This window comes from Mycolicibacterium llatzerense (assembly GCF_025331195.1).
Lineage (GTDB): Bacteria > Actinomycetota > Actinomycetes > Mycobacteriales > Mycobacteriaceae > Mycobacterium > Mycobacterium llatzerense.
On record NZ_LXOV01000001.1, the window covers coordinates 2,747,275 to 2,760,905 of the forward strand.

At 67.9% G+C, this 13,631-nt stretch carries 13 protein-coding genes; 5 read left to right on the forward strand and 8 right to left on the reverse strand.

The features are described 5' to 3' along the window. Positions 1-11: 11 nt before the first annotated feature. Positions 12-881 carry a TauD/TfdA dioxygenase family protein gene (locus A7G45_RS13525; RefSeq protein ID WP_260937666.1) on the reverse strand — a complete coding sequence of 290 codons (870 nt, stop codon included), beginning with the start codon at positions 879-881 and terminating at the stop codon, positions 12-14. A 66-nt stretch (positions 882-947) separates the two neighbouring features. Here A7G45_RS13525 and A7G45_RS13530 point away from each other — a divergent pair, with 66 nt between their 5' ends. The 3 genes from A7G45_RS13530 (at position 948) to A7G45_RS13540 (ending at position 3,499) form a co-directional block, all read left to right on the forward strand. Continuing rightward, positions 948-1,505: a TetR/AcrR family transcriptional regulator gene (locus A7G45_RS13530; RefSeq protein ID WP_260937667.1), complete on the forward strand. Its 558-nt coding sequence runs from the start codon at positions 948-950 to the stop codon at positions 1,503-1,505. Positions 1,506-1,514: 9 nt separating this feature from the next. Next, a complete protein-coding gene (gene guaA, locus A7G45_RS13535) occupies positions 1,515-3,074 on the forward strand; it encodes a glutamine-hydrolyzing GMP synthase (RefSeq protein ID WP_043396820.1) in 1,560 nt (519 codons plus the stop codon). Between the two features lie 113 nt (positions 3,075-3,187). Continuing rightward, on the forward strand, positions 3,188-3,499 hold the full coding sequence (locus A7G45_RS13540) for a DUF732 domain-containing protein (RefSeq protein ID WP_260937668.1): 312 nt from the start codon (positions 3,188-3,190) through the stop codon (positions 3,497-3,499). Positions 3,500-3,502: 3 nt separating this feature from the next. Here the strand turns inward: A7G45_RS13540 and A7G45_RS13545 are convergent, their stop codons facing one another. The 6 genes from A7G45_RS13545 to A7G45_RS13570 all read right to left on the reverse strand — a co-directional run bounded on the left by A7G45_RS13545 (position 3,503) and on the right by A7G45_RS13570 (position 10,396). Continuing rightward, the gene (locus tag A7G45_RS13545) at positions 3,503-5,413 is read right to left on the reverse strand and encodes a zinc ribbon domain-containing protein (RefSeq protein ID WP_260937669.1); all 1,911 of its coding nucleotides are present in this window, start codon (positions 5,411-5,413) and stop codon (positions 3,503-3,505) included. After that, positions 5,410-7,044: a S53 family peptidase gene (locus A7G45_RS13550; RefSeq protein WP_260937670.1), complete on the reverse strand. Its 1,635-nt coding sequence runs from the start codon at positions 7,042-7,044 to the stop codon at positions 5,410-5,412. The genes A7G45_RS13545 and A7G45_RS13550 overlap by 4 nt, the downstream gene beginning before the upstream one ends. Positions 7,045-7,103: 59 nt before the next feature. Then, the gene (locus A7G45_RS13555) at positions 7,104-7,370 is read right to left on the reverse strand and encodes a hypothetical protein (protein WP_260937671.1); all 267 of its coding nucleotides are present in this window, start codon (positions 7,368-7,370) and stop codon (positions 7,104-7,106) included. Between the two features lie 126 nt (positions 7,371-7,496). Then, positions 7,497-8,129, reverse strand: coding sequence for a TetR/AcrR family transcriptional regulator (locus A7G45_RS13560; RefSeq protein WP_260937672.1), 633 nt, complete (start codon positions 8,127-8,129; stop codon positions 7,497-7,499). 31 nt (positions 8,130-8,160) lie between these two features. Beyond that, entirely contained in the window at positions 8,161-8,973 is an 813-nt protein-coding gene (locus A7G45_RS13565; RefSeq protein ID WP_260937673.1) for a hypothetical protein, read from the reverse strand. A 28-nt stretch (positions 8,974-9,001) separates the two neighbouring features. Further along, positions 9,002-10,396, reverse strand: coding sequence for a cytochrome P450 (locus A7G45_RS13570; protein WP_260937674.1), 1,395 nt, complete (start codon positions 10,394-10,396; stop codon positions 9,002-9,004). A 222-nt stretch (positions 10,397-10,618) separates the two neighbouring features. On the opposite strand from A7G45_RS13570, the gene A7G45_RS13575 reads away from it, so the two are divergent. Together A7G45_RS13575 and A7G45_RS13580 are read left to right on the forward strand one after the other, a co-directional pair. Beyond that, complete coding sequence (locus A7G45_RS13575; protein ID WP_260937675.1) at positions 10,619-11,314, forward strand: DnaE2-dependent mutagenesis accessory factor ImuA'; 696 nt, start codon at positions 10,619-10,621, stop codon at positions 11,312-11,314. Position 11,315: 1 nt separating this feature from the next. Further along, positions 11,316-12,896 (forward strand): DNA polymerase Y family protein, encoded by a 1,581-nt coding sequence (locus tag A7G45_RS13580; RefSeq protein ID WP_260937676.1) that lies wholly within the window; start codon positions 11,316-11,318, stop codon positions 12,894-12,896. On the opposite strand, the gene A7G45_RS13585 is transcribed toward A7G45_RS13580, so the two are convergent. Beyond that, complete coding sequence (locus A7G45_RS13585) at positions 12,887-13,624, reverse strand: MBL fold metallo-hydrolase (protein WP_260937677.1); 738 nt, start codon at positions 13,622-13,624, stop codon at positions 12,887-12,889. The genes A7G45_RS13580 and A7G45_RS13585 overlap by 10 nt on opposite strands. Positions 13,625-13,631 lie beyond the last annotated feature (7 nt).

Here is a 13,631-nt window from a genome sequence, read left to right on the forward strand (position 1 = left end):
ATCGCGCGTGGTTACGCCGCGCTGATGACCCGGCTCGGCGTCCCGTGGACATCGACCGGGACATCGCCGGTCAGCGTGACGCGGTGCATCAGCCGGTGCTGGCCGTCGTAGTCGTCGATGGCGCGGTGCTGGGTGGCCCGGTTGTCCCACATCGCGACGTCGCCGGGCTGCCAATCCCAGCGAACGGTGTTCTCCATCATGGTGATCCGGCGCTGCAGCAGCTCCAGCAGGGCCGCTGACTCGTAGCTGTCCAGGCCGACGAAGCCGCGCACGAACTGGCCGGCCACCAGGGTGCGTTCCCCGGTCTCCGGGTGCACGCGCACCACCGGGTGCTCGGTGCGGAAGTCGGGTTTCTGGAACTCGGCCTGGTAGCCCTTTTGCTCGTCGGACAACTGGGTTGTATCCACGGTGACGTCCTTGAGGTAGTCGAACCGGTTGGAGTGCACGGCCCGCAGGTTCTCGACCAGCGCCTTGAGCGGCGCCGGCAGTGCGCCGTAGGCCGCGGCGGTGGAGGCCCAGAGGGTGGAACCGCCGTAGGTCGGCAGGGTGACCGCCCGCAGGACCGACGCCGAGGGGTAGTCGGGCATGAACGTGACGTCGGTGTGCCAGCGGTTGGCCTTGCCGTACTCCGAGTCGATCGGGGTGATCTTCGGTGCGTCGGCGCGCTTCATCGCGTGGTGGCCGACCAGGTCGCCCATCAGTTCCCCGAAAGCCTGCTGCTGCGCGTCGTCGAGGTGGTCCTGGCCACGGAAGAAGATGACCTTGTGCTCCAGCAGCGCGCCGCGGATGTCGGCGACGGTCTCGGGGGACAGGTCACCGCCCAGGCGCACACCGTCGATGACGGCGCCGATCTTGCTGGTCAGTTTGGTGGCAGTGAACATGGCAATCCTTTCGGCCGAAGCGACTGTAGTCAGTTGACTACAGTGCATGGACGCTAGTGTAGCCACATGACTACAGGCGTGCCAGTGGGCCGGGACGAGGTCGTCGCGGCCATCCTCGAAGCCGCAGCCGAGCTGTTCGCCGCGCGCGGACCCGCGGCCACGTCGATCCGGGATATCGCCGCCAAGTCCAACGTCAACCACGGGTTGGTGTTCCGGCACCTCGGCTCAAAGGAGAAGCTGGTCGGCGCGGTGCTGGACCATTTGGGTCAGCGACTCGAGGCGCTGATCGCGGCCGGTGTGCCCGCCGACGTGGTCGACGCGGCGGTGGATCAGCAGCTCCGGGTGATCGCCCGGGCCGCGCTCGACGGCTATCCGGTGGGGGAGTTGCAGACCACATTTCCCAACATGACGCGGCTGCTCGACGAATTCACGCCCCGGTACGCCGACGAGAACCAGGCCCGGCTCGCGGTGGCCAACATCATTGCGCTGCAGCTGGGTTGGCGGCTGCTCGGGCCGTTCCTGCGATCGGCGCTGGGGCTGGGCGAGATGACCGACGGCGAGGTCCGCACTGCCGTGGGCGTGGCCGTCGAGCGGCTGGCAGTGCCTCCGGCTGCCCACCACTAGACTGAGCGGGTGCAAACACCAGCTTCACAGCCCGTTCTGGTCATCGACTTCGGTGCGCAGTACGCGCAGCTGATCGCCCGCCGGGTGCGCGAGGCGCGGGTTTTCTCCGAGGTCCTGCCGCATACCGCGACGGTCGAGGACATCAAGGCCAAGAACCCGCAGGCCATCGTGCTGTCCGGTGGTCCGTCCAGCGTCTACGACGAGGGCGCTCCGCAACTGGACGCCGCGATCTTCGATCTCGGCGTCCCGGTGTTCGGCATCTGCTACGGGTTCCAGGCCATGGCCCAGGCGCTCGGCGGCACCGTGGCGCACACCGGCACCAGTGAATACGGCCGGACCGAGCTGAAAGTGGCTGGCGGAGAACTGCATTCAGGGCTGCCGGACTCGCAGCCGGTGTGGATGAGCCATGGCGACGCGGTCACCGCGGCGCCCGCCGGGTTCGAGGTGGTGGCCAGCAGCGCCGGCGCCCCGGTTGCCGCGTTCGAGGACCGGGCCCGCAAGCTGGCCGGCGTCCAGTACCACCCCGAAGTGATGCACTCCCCGCACGGCCAGCAGGTGCTCAGCCGCTTCCTGCACGACTTCGCCGGTATCGGCGCGACCTGGACCGCGGCAAACATCGCCGACCAGCTGGTCGAGCAGGTGCGCGAGCAGATCGGCGACGGCCAGGCCATCTGCGGCCTGTCCGGCGGCGTCGACTCGGCGGTGGCTGCCGCGCTGGTGCAACGCGCCATCGGTGACCGACTGACCTGTGTGTTCGTCGACCACGGCCTGCTGCGGGCGGGCGAGCGTGAGCAGGTGGAACGCGACTTCGTCGCCGCCACCGGCGCCAAGCTCGTCACCGTCGACGAGGCCGACCGCTTCCTCGACGCCCTCTCCGGCGTGACCAACCCTGAAGGCAAGCGCAAGATCATCGGCCGCGAGTTCATCCGGGCTTTCGAGGGCGCGGTGCGTGGCACCCTCGGCAGCAGCGAGTCCGAGATCGAGTACCTCGTCCAGGGCACGCTGTACCCGGACGTCGTCGAATCCGGCGGTGGTACCGGTACCGCCAACATCAAGAGCCACCACAACGTCGGCGGCCTGCCCGAGGATCTGAAGTTCAAACTCGTCGAGCCGCTGCGGCTGCTGTTCAAGGACGAGGTGCGGGCCGTCGGCCGCGAGCTGGGCCTGCCCGAGGAAATCGTTGGGCGCCAGCCGTTCCCGGGCCCCGGTCTGGGTATCCGGATCGTCGGCGAGGTGACAGGTCCGCGGCTGGACACGCTGCGCCGGGCCGACTCGATCGCCCGCGAGGAGCTCACCGCGGCGGGCCAGGACCAGAGCATCTGGCAGTGCCCCGTGGTGCTGCTCGCCGATGTGCGTTCGGTCGGCGTGCAGGGCGACGGACGGACCTACGGGCATCCGATCGTGCTGCGTCCGGTGTCCAGCGAGGACGCCATGACCGCCGACTGGACCCGCGTGCCTTACGAAGTGCTGGAACGCATTTCGACCCGGATCACCAACGAGGTGCCTGAGGTCAACCGCGTGGTGCTGGACATCACCAGCAAGCCGCCGGGCACCATCGAATGGGAGTGAGTTCGCGCTAGCCCGGCGTAGGCTGTGTGCCGTCGGCCGTTCGAGGCGTCTCGATCTGGGACGCCCGCGCCGCGGGGGAGCGGGGGAAGCTCATGTCATCACGTGGATTTGTCGTGCGGGTAGCGAGCGCGGTGCTCGTGGCCGGGGCTGCATTCGGGATCAGTGCCGGGACGGCGTCTGCGTGGCCCATCCCGATAACGCCGGAACAGCAGCGTTTCATCAATCAGGCCCGCGCAGCCGGCTTCCCCGGCGATGACGATGCCGTGCTTCAGGCCGGCCTCCGGGCGTGCCAGTTGCTGATGACAGGCTCGGGCACCCAGGGTGCCACCGACGGGATCGTCGGTGAGACCGGTGCCGATCCCGGCCCCGCCGCTGCGCTGGTGCGCCGGGCGCATGGCATCCTCTGCACCTCGGCGCGCGGCTGATTCTCAGCGCGGTGGGTCGCCCCGCCACGCGAAGCTGTTGACGTACTGGCCCATGTCGAGGGCCAGTTGCAGGCCGACGGCGGACGGTTTTCCGGACCCGAAGTCTGGCCCGAACGGGTGGTACGGCCCTGTCGCGGCGGCGATCAGTGCCAGGTCGTTCTTGACGGCGACCAGCACCAGCAGCCGCATGCGGGAGAATTTGCGGCTGGCGCCCTGCGGATACCAGTCGGCGACCAGGCCGTAGCCCGCTTGGTACCCGACCATGGCGTTGGGGACTTCGTACGCGGTCTTGGCGTCCGGATAGCTCGACGTGATCAGTTCGGCGGCAATGTCTTTCGGCTGCCGTCCGGTCGCGGGCCGGCTGAACAACTGCAGCATCCCGCCGTCGCCGGCCAGCAGTTTCGCCAGGACGCCGTTGTCGTCCTTGGTCACCTCGTAGGCCGCTCCGGCGGCCGGGTAGGCGACGCTGAACGAGCCGTCGGGCGCGGTGAACCGGGGGTTGACGGTCACGGGCTGGCCCATGGGCGGATGACCGCATTCGGGTGGACACACGTACCGCACCGCCGGTTTCTCCAGCAGGCCGGACACCCCGACGAGGAGTGCGGCCACGACCACCGCGGCGAGGGCGAAGATCAGCGTTACCTGAACGCGTTTCGTCGTCCGGGTCGGTGTTGCCGAGTAGGACGTGGCATGCAGCGAGTAGCCGGGGAGGAGCCCCACTGTCAGGCTGTCGCCCGGTACCGGGCGGTCGGTGCGCTGGCCGTGACGTGCGGCCCGTGACGATGCCCGGGTGGCAGCACCGCAGGCCGCGCAGAACGGGGCGTCGGGCACCACGTGGCCGCACTGGGCGCACAGCAGCGGCTCGTCCATGTTGTATTCGTCGTGGGCCTCGTGCAGCAGTGCCAGGTGCAATCCGACCCGCAACGCCAGTAGCGCGATGAGGGTGAGTGCGAAATACATGGCCAGCTGTACCAACTGGGGCAGCTGGACCATGTCGATCAGGCCGAGCAGTGCGTAGACCACGCCGACGATCACCGCGATCAGGGTCAGTGTCAGCCGGACGTAGCCGCGGTGGTGGTTCGCCTTGTTCGGTGGCCGGGTGAACCACAGTGCGGCACCGATCAGGCCGCCGACGGTGGCCGCGATGATCGGCGTGGCCAGGCCACGGATTCCGGCCTCGACCAGCAAGCCTTGCAACGGCCGGTCGCGGTTGACCATGCCTGTGCCGAACTGCGGCGCCAGCCGGGTCAGGGTTGCCGCCGCGGTGAAATAGATGGCGGAGTGGGCGCCAATGGCATAGCCGTGCAAGGCTTCTCGATGGCCCGGCCGGACTAGGCGGAGGGTCAGCGCCGGTACCTGCATGAGCAACAGGCCACCTAGCGTGACGCCGACACCGGTTCGCAGCATGCGGGCCGCCGCGATACCGGCACCGAGTGGGATGCCGTAGGACCGGGCGGCCACAACGCCGGTGAGCAGTGCCCACCCGACGCCCAGGGTGATGGCCATGCCCGCGGCCAGCCACAGGTTGCCGCGGGGTGCGTCCCGATTGAATTCGGATTCCCGCAAGTAGATTCCGAAGATCACGGGCAGCCCGAGGACGGCGACCGCAACCAGTGCCCCGGGCAGGCGGAGCATCGCGGTGGCCACCAGGGCGAGCACCAGGGCGATGAGTCCGAGCATGAACGACGTGCGCGACCGTGGGGACAGGTGCGGGAACAGGGAGCTGGTGATCGACAGGCGAAGCAGATGCTGGCCGGGGGCGGCGCTGAACGACCGTGCCCGCAACCAGTTCGGTCCGTCGTGGCGGTGTTCGCTCAACGGTGCGCCGCACAGCCCGCAGTACTCACCGGCCGGAACGTCCAGCTGGCAGACCCCGCACTCCATCATCGGCCGGTCTTCGAGCTGGGTGCTCATTGCGTCACCTTCTGCAACAGCGCCAGGTCGGCCACCAGGTTCTCCAGATTCGGGGTGCCGAGGCCACTGACGAGGTCGTAGCCGGGGCCCGCGGTGTCAACGGCGTTGCCGCCCAGGGTGATATCGCGGAACGCGGGGTGCGGGGCGCCGGTGGCGATGCGATATAGCTGTGGGTTGAGGGCGCCGACCAATCGCCCGCCGTTCGCGGTGAGGTGCTGGTTCATGACGGCGGTCAGCCCGGCCCAGATCGGCGCCGCCTGTGAGGTGCCGCCGCCGACGACAACCTCTTTGTCCACAACGATTCTCACGCCGGTGTAGGGATCGGCGACGGCCGAGATGTCCGGCGTCATGCGCTTCCCCATACCGCGTTTCGGGTCGATATGGTCCGCCGCATTCGACTGCCAGCGTGGCCGGTCGAACAGCGCGGAAACCCCGCCGCCGGTGCCCTGGGAGAGCGGGACGTTGAACCAGGCCTGTTCGTCCAGCCATTGGCCGTCGGCGTCGGTGGACAGGGTGCTGCCGCCGACGTTGGTCATCTCAGGCAGGGACGCCACCGAATCCAGACCGACGTCGTTCGGGCCGGGCGGGGAATCCCAGTCGTCGCCGCCCTTGCATTCCAGCCCGGCCAGGTCACCGCTGGCGTCAAAGGCCGTGGTGCCGTGTGATGCCGCGGTGGCCAACGCGGAACGGACGGGCGCGAGGTCGGCCGCGGTGGTCAGCTTGTCGCAACCCCAGCCGATCGACAGGCTCCAGACCGCGCCGGGGAAATCGCGGTCGGCCTGTTCGAACATCTCGCCGATCTTCAGGTAGGCGCCGTCGCCGGTGACCGTGGGACGGGCGTTGACGACGACCAGTCGGGCGTCGGGCGCGATCGCGTGGATCACCTCGAGATCCATGGTGGTCTCGCCGTGGTCGTCGCCGGGTTTCCCGCCGACGAGGACCGGGGTGAATTTGGGCAGGCCGAAGGTGGTGGCGAACTGGTCGAGGTCGGCTTGGTCGTAGCCGTTGAAAGCGAAGACCACCACCGTGGTGCCCTTGCCGGTGTAGCCGGCGGCGGCCAGCTTCTCGGCGTGATAGGCGCTGAGCAGGTGGCTGGGGGTCAGGCCGCGTTCCGGCACACCGAGTGGCCGGGGTGGTGGGGTGGATTCGTGATGCGGCGTGTAGCTGAGAATCCGGCCCAATTCGGTGACCGTGCCGTGCAATTCGGTGGGGACTTGGGGCTGTTGCGGCGCGGCGTAGAACTCCTGCCCACGCCGGCTGCGGTAGTCGTGCACCTGGACGCCGAAGGCGGTGCCCATGCGGTCGGGGTCGCCTTCGACGACGGCCCAGGTGTCGCCCGGCCGCCAGCGCACCGAAAGCCGTTGCAAACCAGCCCAATTGATCAGGGCATCCGGCCGGTAGCCGTCGTCGAGAGTGGCGGTGAGCTGGACGCGCTGCTGCGCATGCGCGCGTCCGAGATCGGTGGAGGACGCCAGCAGCGACGCGAAGGGGCCGTCGATGGTGCCCGACGGCTGGTCAGGCGCCGCGGTCGGCCGGCCCGGGATGGGCAGGTTGAAAACCAGTACCAAGGTGGCGGCAAGTGCCAGGGCCAACAGCCATCGCTTGGACGGTGTCCGAGGCTGCGGTGACATGTAGCAACGGTAGCGCGAACCCGGATTCTGCTGGGCCGGTTGGCAACCCGGGTCAGTTGTCAGTTGCGGTGGGTGCCCGGTGTGGCGGTGGGCGCCGGGTTGGCCGTGACCGACGGAGTGAACAGGTTGCCACCGTTCGGGCTGAGCGACTTCTCGGTCGGGGTGACCGCCGCCGACGTCGTCGTCGTGGTCGTGGTGGTCGTCGACGAGGGTGTCTCGGGGGCTTTCTTCTCTTCGCCGCAGCCTGCGGTGAGGCCGATCATCGCGATGAGCGCGGTGCCGCCTGCGGCGACTGTGATGCGGTGGACCAGGCGGTGTGAGCGCATGTCGATGTCCCTTCAACTGACGCGATGGTCCACCAGACCCCGGTGATGAGTGCTGGGGGCGGAACTTCTGATCGGTTCCAGATTCCAGCGTACCGCTTCAGCGGCTCAGTGGCGCTGTCCAGCGCATCAGAGCCCGGAGAGGATGGCGCCGATGGTCCGGCGCAGGTGGTCTTCGTCGCTCAGGTCGAGGCTGGAGTTCGGTACCAGGGCGTAGCCGATCGCCAGGTGTGCGACGACGTCGGCCACGTGTTCCATCTCGTGCGGAGCGTTTGGCGCGGCTTCGAAGCGCTTGACCAGGCCCAGGATCAGCGCGCGCGCGATCAGCATCGACGCGGACTCTTCCGACCGGGCGAATTGCACGAGCCGTTCGGGTTCACTCGCGACGAGGCGCCGGACGACCGGATTGGTGCGGGCGAATGACACGGCCTGGACGAGCAGTTCGGTGAGAACATCGGAGCGTGTTTCACACTCTGCGGATGCGTTGATCAAGTCGACGACGAACTTGCGGAGCTCACGCTGCAACATGCGGTCGATGACGGTCTGTTTCGAACCGAACCTGCGAAAAATGGTGGCTCGCCCCACGCCGGAGCGCTCGCCGATGTCGGTCATCGTCACGACGTGCTCGCCGTACTCGCCGATCAGTTCGGCGGCGGCATCGAGGACACGTGCGTCGACGGCGTCGTCTTCGGCGGCGATCAGCTCGACGAAAAGCTGACCTTGGGCGGCCAGCTCCGTCGTGCCCGGCTTCGACGTCGTCATGATCTGACCACCCTAGGTGCTTCACCGGCGGTCAGCGCAGGTACGGCAGCCTTTCGCCGAGGTCGACTTGTGCCGGGGCGGACCGGCGTGCGGCTGCTGCTTGCGGCGAGTAGATGCACAGCAGCGGCAGCGCAAGGTTCAATGCGGTCGAGATCAAGCCGAGCGCAAGCATGGTCGGCCGCGAGAAGTCACTGTTCAACCCGAGATACATGGGCCACGTGGCGACGAACGCCTGCAGGCCGAAGCTGATAGGGACCACCGGGGCCAGCCACCAGGCTCGTCGGCGGCCTTGGAATTTCGGCTCGAGGACCAGGATGGTCCAGCCGCCGACCACCGCTAGCGCACCGTTCTGCACGATGGCGTACAGCGGCAGTCCCAGGACCAGTAGCGGGTTGTTGCCGTAGTAGGTCATGACGTGGAAGTGGATGCACATCATCTCCATCGCGGCGTCGAACATGCTGAAGGCGACGATGATGGTCAGCAGTTTGCGGGTGGGCATGCCGCTGCGCAGGAACCGATAGGCGATGTAGACCGCCGAGGCGAAGAACATCGATTCCCCGACGAACACGTAGAGCGGAACCTGGCGGCCGAATGCTTCGAACACCAGCAGCGGCGTGTTCAGCGGGTAGAAGGTCGCGCCGAGTAGATCGCCGAATGGCTCCAGGAATCCGCACAGTGCGCCACCAACCATCAGGATGAGGGGAAGCTTGTCCTGCGTCCGCAGGTAATGCCTTGTGGCCCAGGTCAGTACGCCCAAGAAGGACAGCGCGGTGAACGCGAGGAAGATCAACGATGCGGTCTGATCGGCCACCATCTCGGTGGGAACGCGGGGGTGCTGGAACATGCTCGGGTAAGTCCTTTCGCCAATGTGGTCAGCGGTCAGTGATTTTCGCGGCGACGCCGCCTTTGATTCCGGTCGAGACGCGGAACGCGGGGCGCAGTTCGAACCCGGCGGGCAGCTGCAGCCGGAACCGTCCCAGGACCAGCGCAATGGTGAATATCGCTTCCATGTATGCCATCTGGTAGCCGAGGCATTTGCGTTGCCCGATGTTGAACGGGATGAACGCGTTCTTGTCGATCTTGTCGGTGAGGAAACGGTCCGGATGGAACCGCTGCGGTGCATTCCAGAATCGCGGATCGTTGTGCAGCACGGTAGGCGACACGATCACCGTGGCGCCCTTGGGAATCCGGTATCCGCCGATCTCATCCTCGGCGAGAGCTTCTCGCAGGTACATGGGACCGCCCTGGATACGCATCGATTCATCGAAACAAGCTCGGATGAAAGGCAATTGGGCCAGATCGGCGTAGCCGGGTTTGCGGCCCAGGAGGCCGAGGGCGTCGACTTCGGCGCGGGCGCGTGCTTCGACATCGGGGTGTTGGGCCAGCAGGGTGAACGTCCAGGCCAAGGCCGACGAGGTCGTTTCGAAGCCGCCGAAGATCAGCCCGCCCAGTTCTGATTTGAGTTGTGTGACGGTCATGGGGCTCCCGTCCTCGAAGCGGGCCTCCAGAATCAGCGAGATCATGTCCGTGTCGGGTCGGGGATTGGTGATCCGGTCGTTGATGGCAGCCACCGCGAATTCGTCCAGGTAGTGGCGAGCGGCCTTGCCGCGCTTGGCAAATGGTCTGGGTAGCGCGGCGGGCATCGAGTGCATGACCATGCGCGACCCGGCGTACAGCGCGTAGCTGCGGATCTCCTCGGCCAGTCGAGCGATGGTGTTGTCGTCGAGGTCCTGTTGGGAACAGGCGCCACGCAGCAGCACGGACAGTGCCATCGTGGCCAGGTTGTCTTCGAGGTCTACCGGGCTACCGGATGCTGCTGCGGGATCCCAGGTGCCATCGAGATGGCGGATGATGTCGTCGACGACCTTGTCACTGAGTTCCTGCATGCTCTGCGCGGTGAATTTCGGGCTCAGCAGCCTGCGCATGCGCTTCCACTGCTCGCCGTCGGCAACCGGTAGCGGGGCATGGTCCTCGCCGTCGATGAGCTCCATGTTCATCGCGCCCTTGCCGTAACCGCTGGAGTTGCGGGTCATCACGTGATGTACGTGATCGGGATGGCTGACGAGGATGAGGTCCTGGCCGGGTACCGGTAGTCGTGCGACGTCACCGTACTTGCGTGCCACCGATGGCAGATAGCCGTAGATGTCGCGAGCCAATTGCGGCGCGATCCCGAGTCCGGGGATCCCGCGCGGCCCGGGTGGCAGCTTGGTCGCGCGCTGCGATGTTCCCTTGCCGGGGTTGGGGTTTCGTTGCAGGGATCGCGTCATCTCGTGGCTCGCTTCCGTTTGGTCTTGATGCCGATTGGCCGGTATGAGACTCAAGCTGAATGAAAAGTCTCAAATGAGACTATCGACGCCATGCGAGTATCGCAAGGGCGAGCCCGTCCAGGGATGGCCGCGGCTTGACCGTGTCGGTGGCTGGGTGTTTACTCACCGTATCGAACAAATATTCGAATAACGGCAGTGTCTGATGGTGTGGGAGGTGTTGTTGTGGCGGCTGTGACCAGTCTGGCGGATAGCCGGATTGACCGTGCTGACCAGCTGGAACAGCTCCGGCGCAAGATCGCCGAGATGTCCGGGCCGGCAGGTCTGCGTGGCCGGGACCGGGGCCGGTCGGAACCGGCTCCGAAGGTTGTCGAAAGTTTGCTGGAACCGCCGGATTTCCGGTCTGAGCTGCTGCCCGACGTGTTGCCCCGTGGCACGGTCGCGGTGCTCTCGGGGGCCCGGTCGCTGCCGTTGCGGATGGTGGCTGCGGTGACGGCGTCCGGTGGGTACGCGGCCATCGTCGGTCAGCCCAAGGTTGGGCTGCTGGCGGCGGTGGAGATGGGGGCCGACCTGGAACGCATCGCGCTCATCCCGGACCCGGGACCGGACCCGGTGGAGGTGGCCGCGGTGCTCATGGACGGGCTCGATCTGGTGCTGCTCGGCTTGGGCGGCAAGTCGGTGCCGGCCGGCCGGGCGCGGGTGGTCGCGTCCCGGGCCCGGCAGCGCGAGTGCACCCTGCTGGTCACCGATGGCGACTGGCCTGGGGCGACGGCCCGGTTGGAGGCCAGGGTCCGCGGGTATGAGGTGGTCGGCGCGGGGGCCGGGGACCCGGTCCCCGGGTGCGGACGGATCGGCCGGGTACGGCTGGACACGCGGGCTCGGGGCCGCTCGATGCGCCCGCTCCAAGCGGTGGGTGGGTGAGATGTTCGATCCTGTACACCGGGTACTGGCCATCTGGTGCATGGACTGGCCGGCGGTGGCCGCGGCGGTGGCGGCCGGGCTGCCGGTGACCGAGCCGGTCGCGGTCACTCTGGCGAACCGGGTGGCGGCCTGTTCGGCATCGGCTCGGGCGTTGGGGGTGCGGCGGGGGCTGCGGCGCAGGGAGGCGCAGGCCCGCTGTCCCCAATTACATGTCGCCACAGCCGATCCGGCGCGGGACGCCCGGCATTTCGAGGGAGTGACGGCTGCGGTCGACGAGGTCGTGCCGCGCGCGGAGGTGCTGCGACCGGGGCTGCTGGTGTTGCCGGTCCGTGGAGCGGGCCGCTACTTCGGGTCCGAACAGGCCGCGGCCGAGCGACTGGTCGACGCGGTGGGGACGGCCGGGGTCGAATGTCAGGTGGGCATCGCCGATCAGTTGCCCACTGCGGTGTTCGCGGCCCGGGCTGGACGGATCCTCGCGCCGGGTGAGGATGCGCAGTTTCTTGCCGAATTGTCGATCCGGCAGCTGGCCACCGAGCCGAGTCTGTCCGGCGAGGGGCGGGAAGAGCTGTCGGACTTGCTGTGGCGCATGGGTATTCGGACCATCGGGCAGTTCGCGGCGCTGTCCCGGGCCGACGTGGCGTCCCGGTTCGGGGCGGATGCCGTGGTCGCGCACCGGTTTTCGCGGGGTGAACCGGCGCGGCGACCATCGGGGCCGGAGACGCCGGCGGACCTTGATGCCGTGATGGACTGCGACCCGCCGATCGACCGAGTGGATGCGGCGGCGTTCGCCGGGCGCTCGCTGGCCGGCCGGCTGCACCGCAGCCTGGAGTCAGCCGGGGTGGGGTGTACCCGGCTGGCCATCGATGCGGTGACCGCCAATGGTGAAGAATTGCAACGTGTTTGGCGGTGCGCTGAACCACTGACCGAGGATGCCACCGCGGACCGGGTGCGGTGGCAGCTGGACGGCTGGTTGACCAGGCGGGGATTGGGTAGGGCTGGGCCCACCGGGCCCATCACGGTGCTGCGGTTGCATCCGGTCGAGGTCGTCTCGGCCGCGGCGCTGCAGTTGCCGTTGTGGGGCTCCTCCGGGGATGACGACCGGATGCGGGCCCGGCGGGCGCTGGTGCGGGTTCAGGGTCTGCTGGGCCCGGAAGCGGTGCAGGTTCCGGTGCTCAGCGGTGGACGGGGACCGGCCGAACGCATCACGCTCACCCCGCTGGGGGATGAGGTGGTGCCGCGCAGCGATCCAACTCACCCCTGGCCGGGACGGCTACCGGAGCCGGCTCCGGTGGTCCTACTGGATGATCCGGTGGAACTTGTTGATGTACAGGGTAATTCGGTTCGGGTAACGGACCGGGGCATGTTCTCCACCGATCCCGTGGGGTTGTCGGGTTCGGGCTATCGCGGGGCGTTGCGCTGGTGGGCGGGGCCGTGGCCCGTCGACGAGCGCTGGTGGGACCCGGAGCGGGGGAAAGGCCGCACGGCTCGGGCTCAGGTACTGCTCGGGGGCGATGGGGAGAGCCGTGCGCTGCTGCTGTGCTACCGGCAGCGGCACTGGTACGTGGAGGGGGTCTATGAGTAGTCGTTCGCGGCAATAGCCTGATCGATCAGTTGGTGCAATGGCCCGCGCCAGTGCGGTCCATGGCCGGGAACGATTGTGTCGGCGGGTAGTTGGGCGATGCCGGGCAGCCCGGCCAGCATGGCCGGCTCGTCCTCGTTGAAGACCGAGGGCAGCAGCTGCGGGCCTGAGTCGAGCCTGGACAGTGGATGCGCGGTGACGAGAGCGTCGCCGGTGAAGAGCACGCCTGCCGAGGGCATCAGCCAGGCCGTGTGCCCGCTGGTGTGGCCGGGTGTGGCGACCGGCACGAGGGCGCCGGGCAGGTCGAGTGGGACGCCGGCGGGTACAGGCGTGGCGTCGGCGATGGCGATCGACATGTGCGGCAGCACGGCGCACAGGGTCTGCCGTACCCACCGGCGGCCTGCGCGATGGCTGCACTGCTGCAGCATTTGACGTGGCGTGATCTGCTCGAGGTATTCGCGTCGTGCATGCCGGGCCTCCTCGCCTCCGGTCAGCACGGGCACCTGGTGGCGGGCGCGCAGAGTGGGAATGCCGCCGACGTGGTCGAGGTGCGCGTGGGTGAGCAGGATCGCCTGGACGTCTTCGACACGATGTCCGATGTGCTCGATGGATGCGAGCAGCCGCGCACCGTCGTTCGGGTATCCGCTGTCGATGACCGTCACCGCAGCACCGTCGGTGACCAGTGCCCAGTTGACGTTGGTGCCGGTGACCATGTGTACCTGGTCGCTCACCTGGATG

Coding starts and splice junctions, on each gene's coding strand:
- A7G45_RS13550 (WP_260937670.1), bottom strand. CDS start 7,044: ATGTCACCGCAGCCTCGGACACCGTCCAAGCGATGGCTGTTGGCCCTG.
- A7G45_RS13580 (WP_260937676.1), top strand. CDS start 11,316: ATGTTCGATCCTGTACACCGGGTACTGGCCATCTGGTGCATGGACTGG.
- A7G45_RS13545 (WP_260937669.1), bottom strand. CDS start 5,413: ATGAGCACCCAGCTCGAAGACCGGCCGATGATGGAGTGCGGGGTCTGC.
- A7G45_RS13530 (WP_260937667.1), top strand. CDS start 948: ATGACTACAGGCGTGCCAGTGGGCCGGGACGAGGTCGTCGCGGCCATC.
- A7G45_RS13525 (WP_260937666.1), bottom strand. CDS start 881: ATGTTCACTGCCACCAAACTGACCAGCAAGATCGGCGCCGTCATCGAC.
- A7G45_RS13560 (WP_260937672.1), bottom strand. CDS start 8,129: ATGACGACGTCGAAGCCGGGCACGACGGAGCTGGCCGCCCAAGGTCAG.
- A7G45_RS13565 (WP_260937673.1), bottom strand. CDS start 8,973: ATGTTCCAGCACCCCCGCGTTCCCACCGAGATGGTGGCCGATCAGACC.
- A7G45_RS13570 (WP_260937674.1), bottom strand. CDS start 10,396: ATGACGCGATCCCTGCAACGAAACCCCAACCCCGGCAAGGGAACATCG.
- A7G45_RS13555 (WP_260937671.1), bottom strand. CDS start 7,370: ATGCGCTCACACCGCCTGGTCCACCGCATCACAGTCGCCGCAGGCGGC.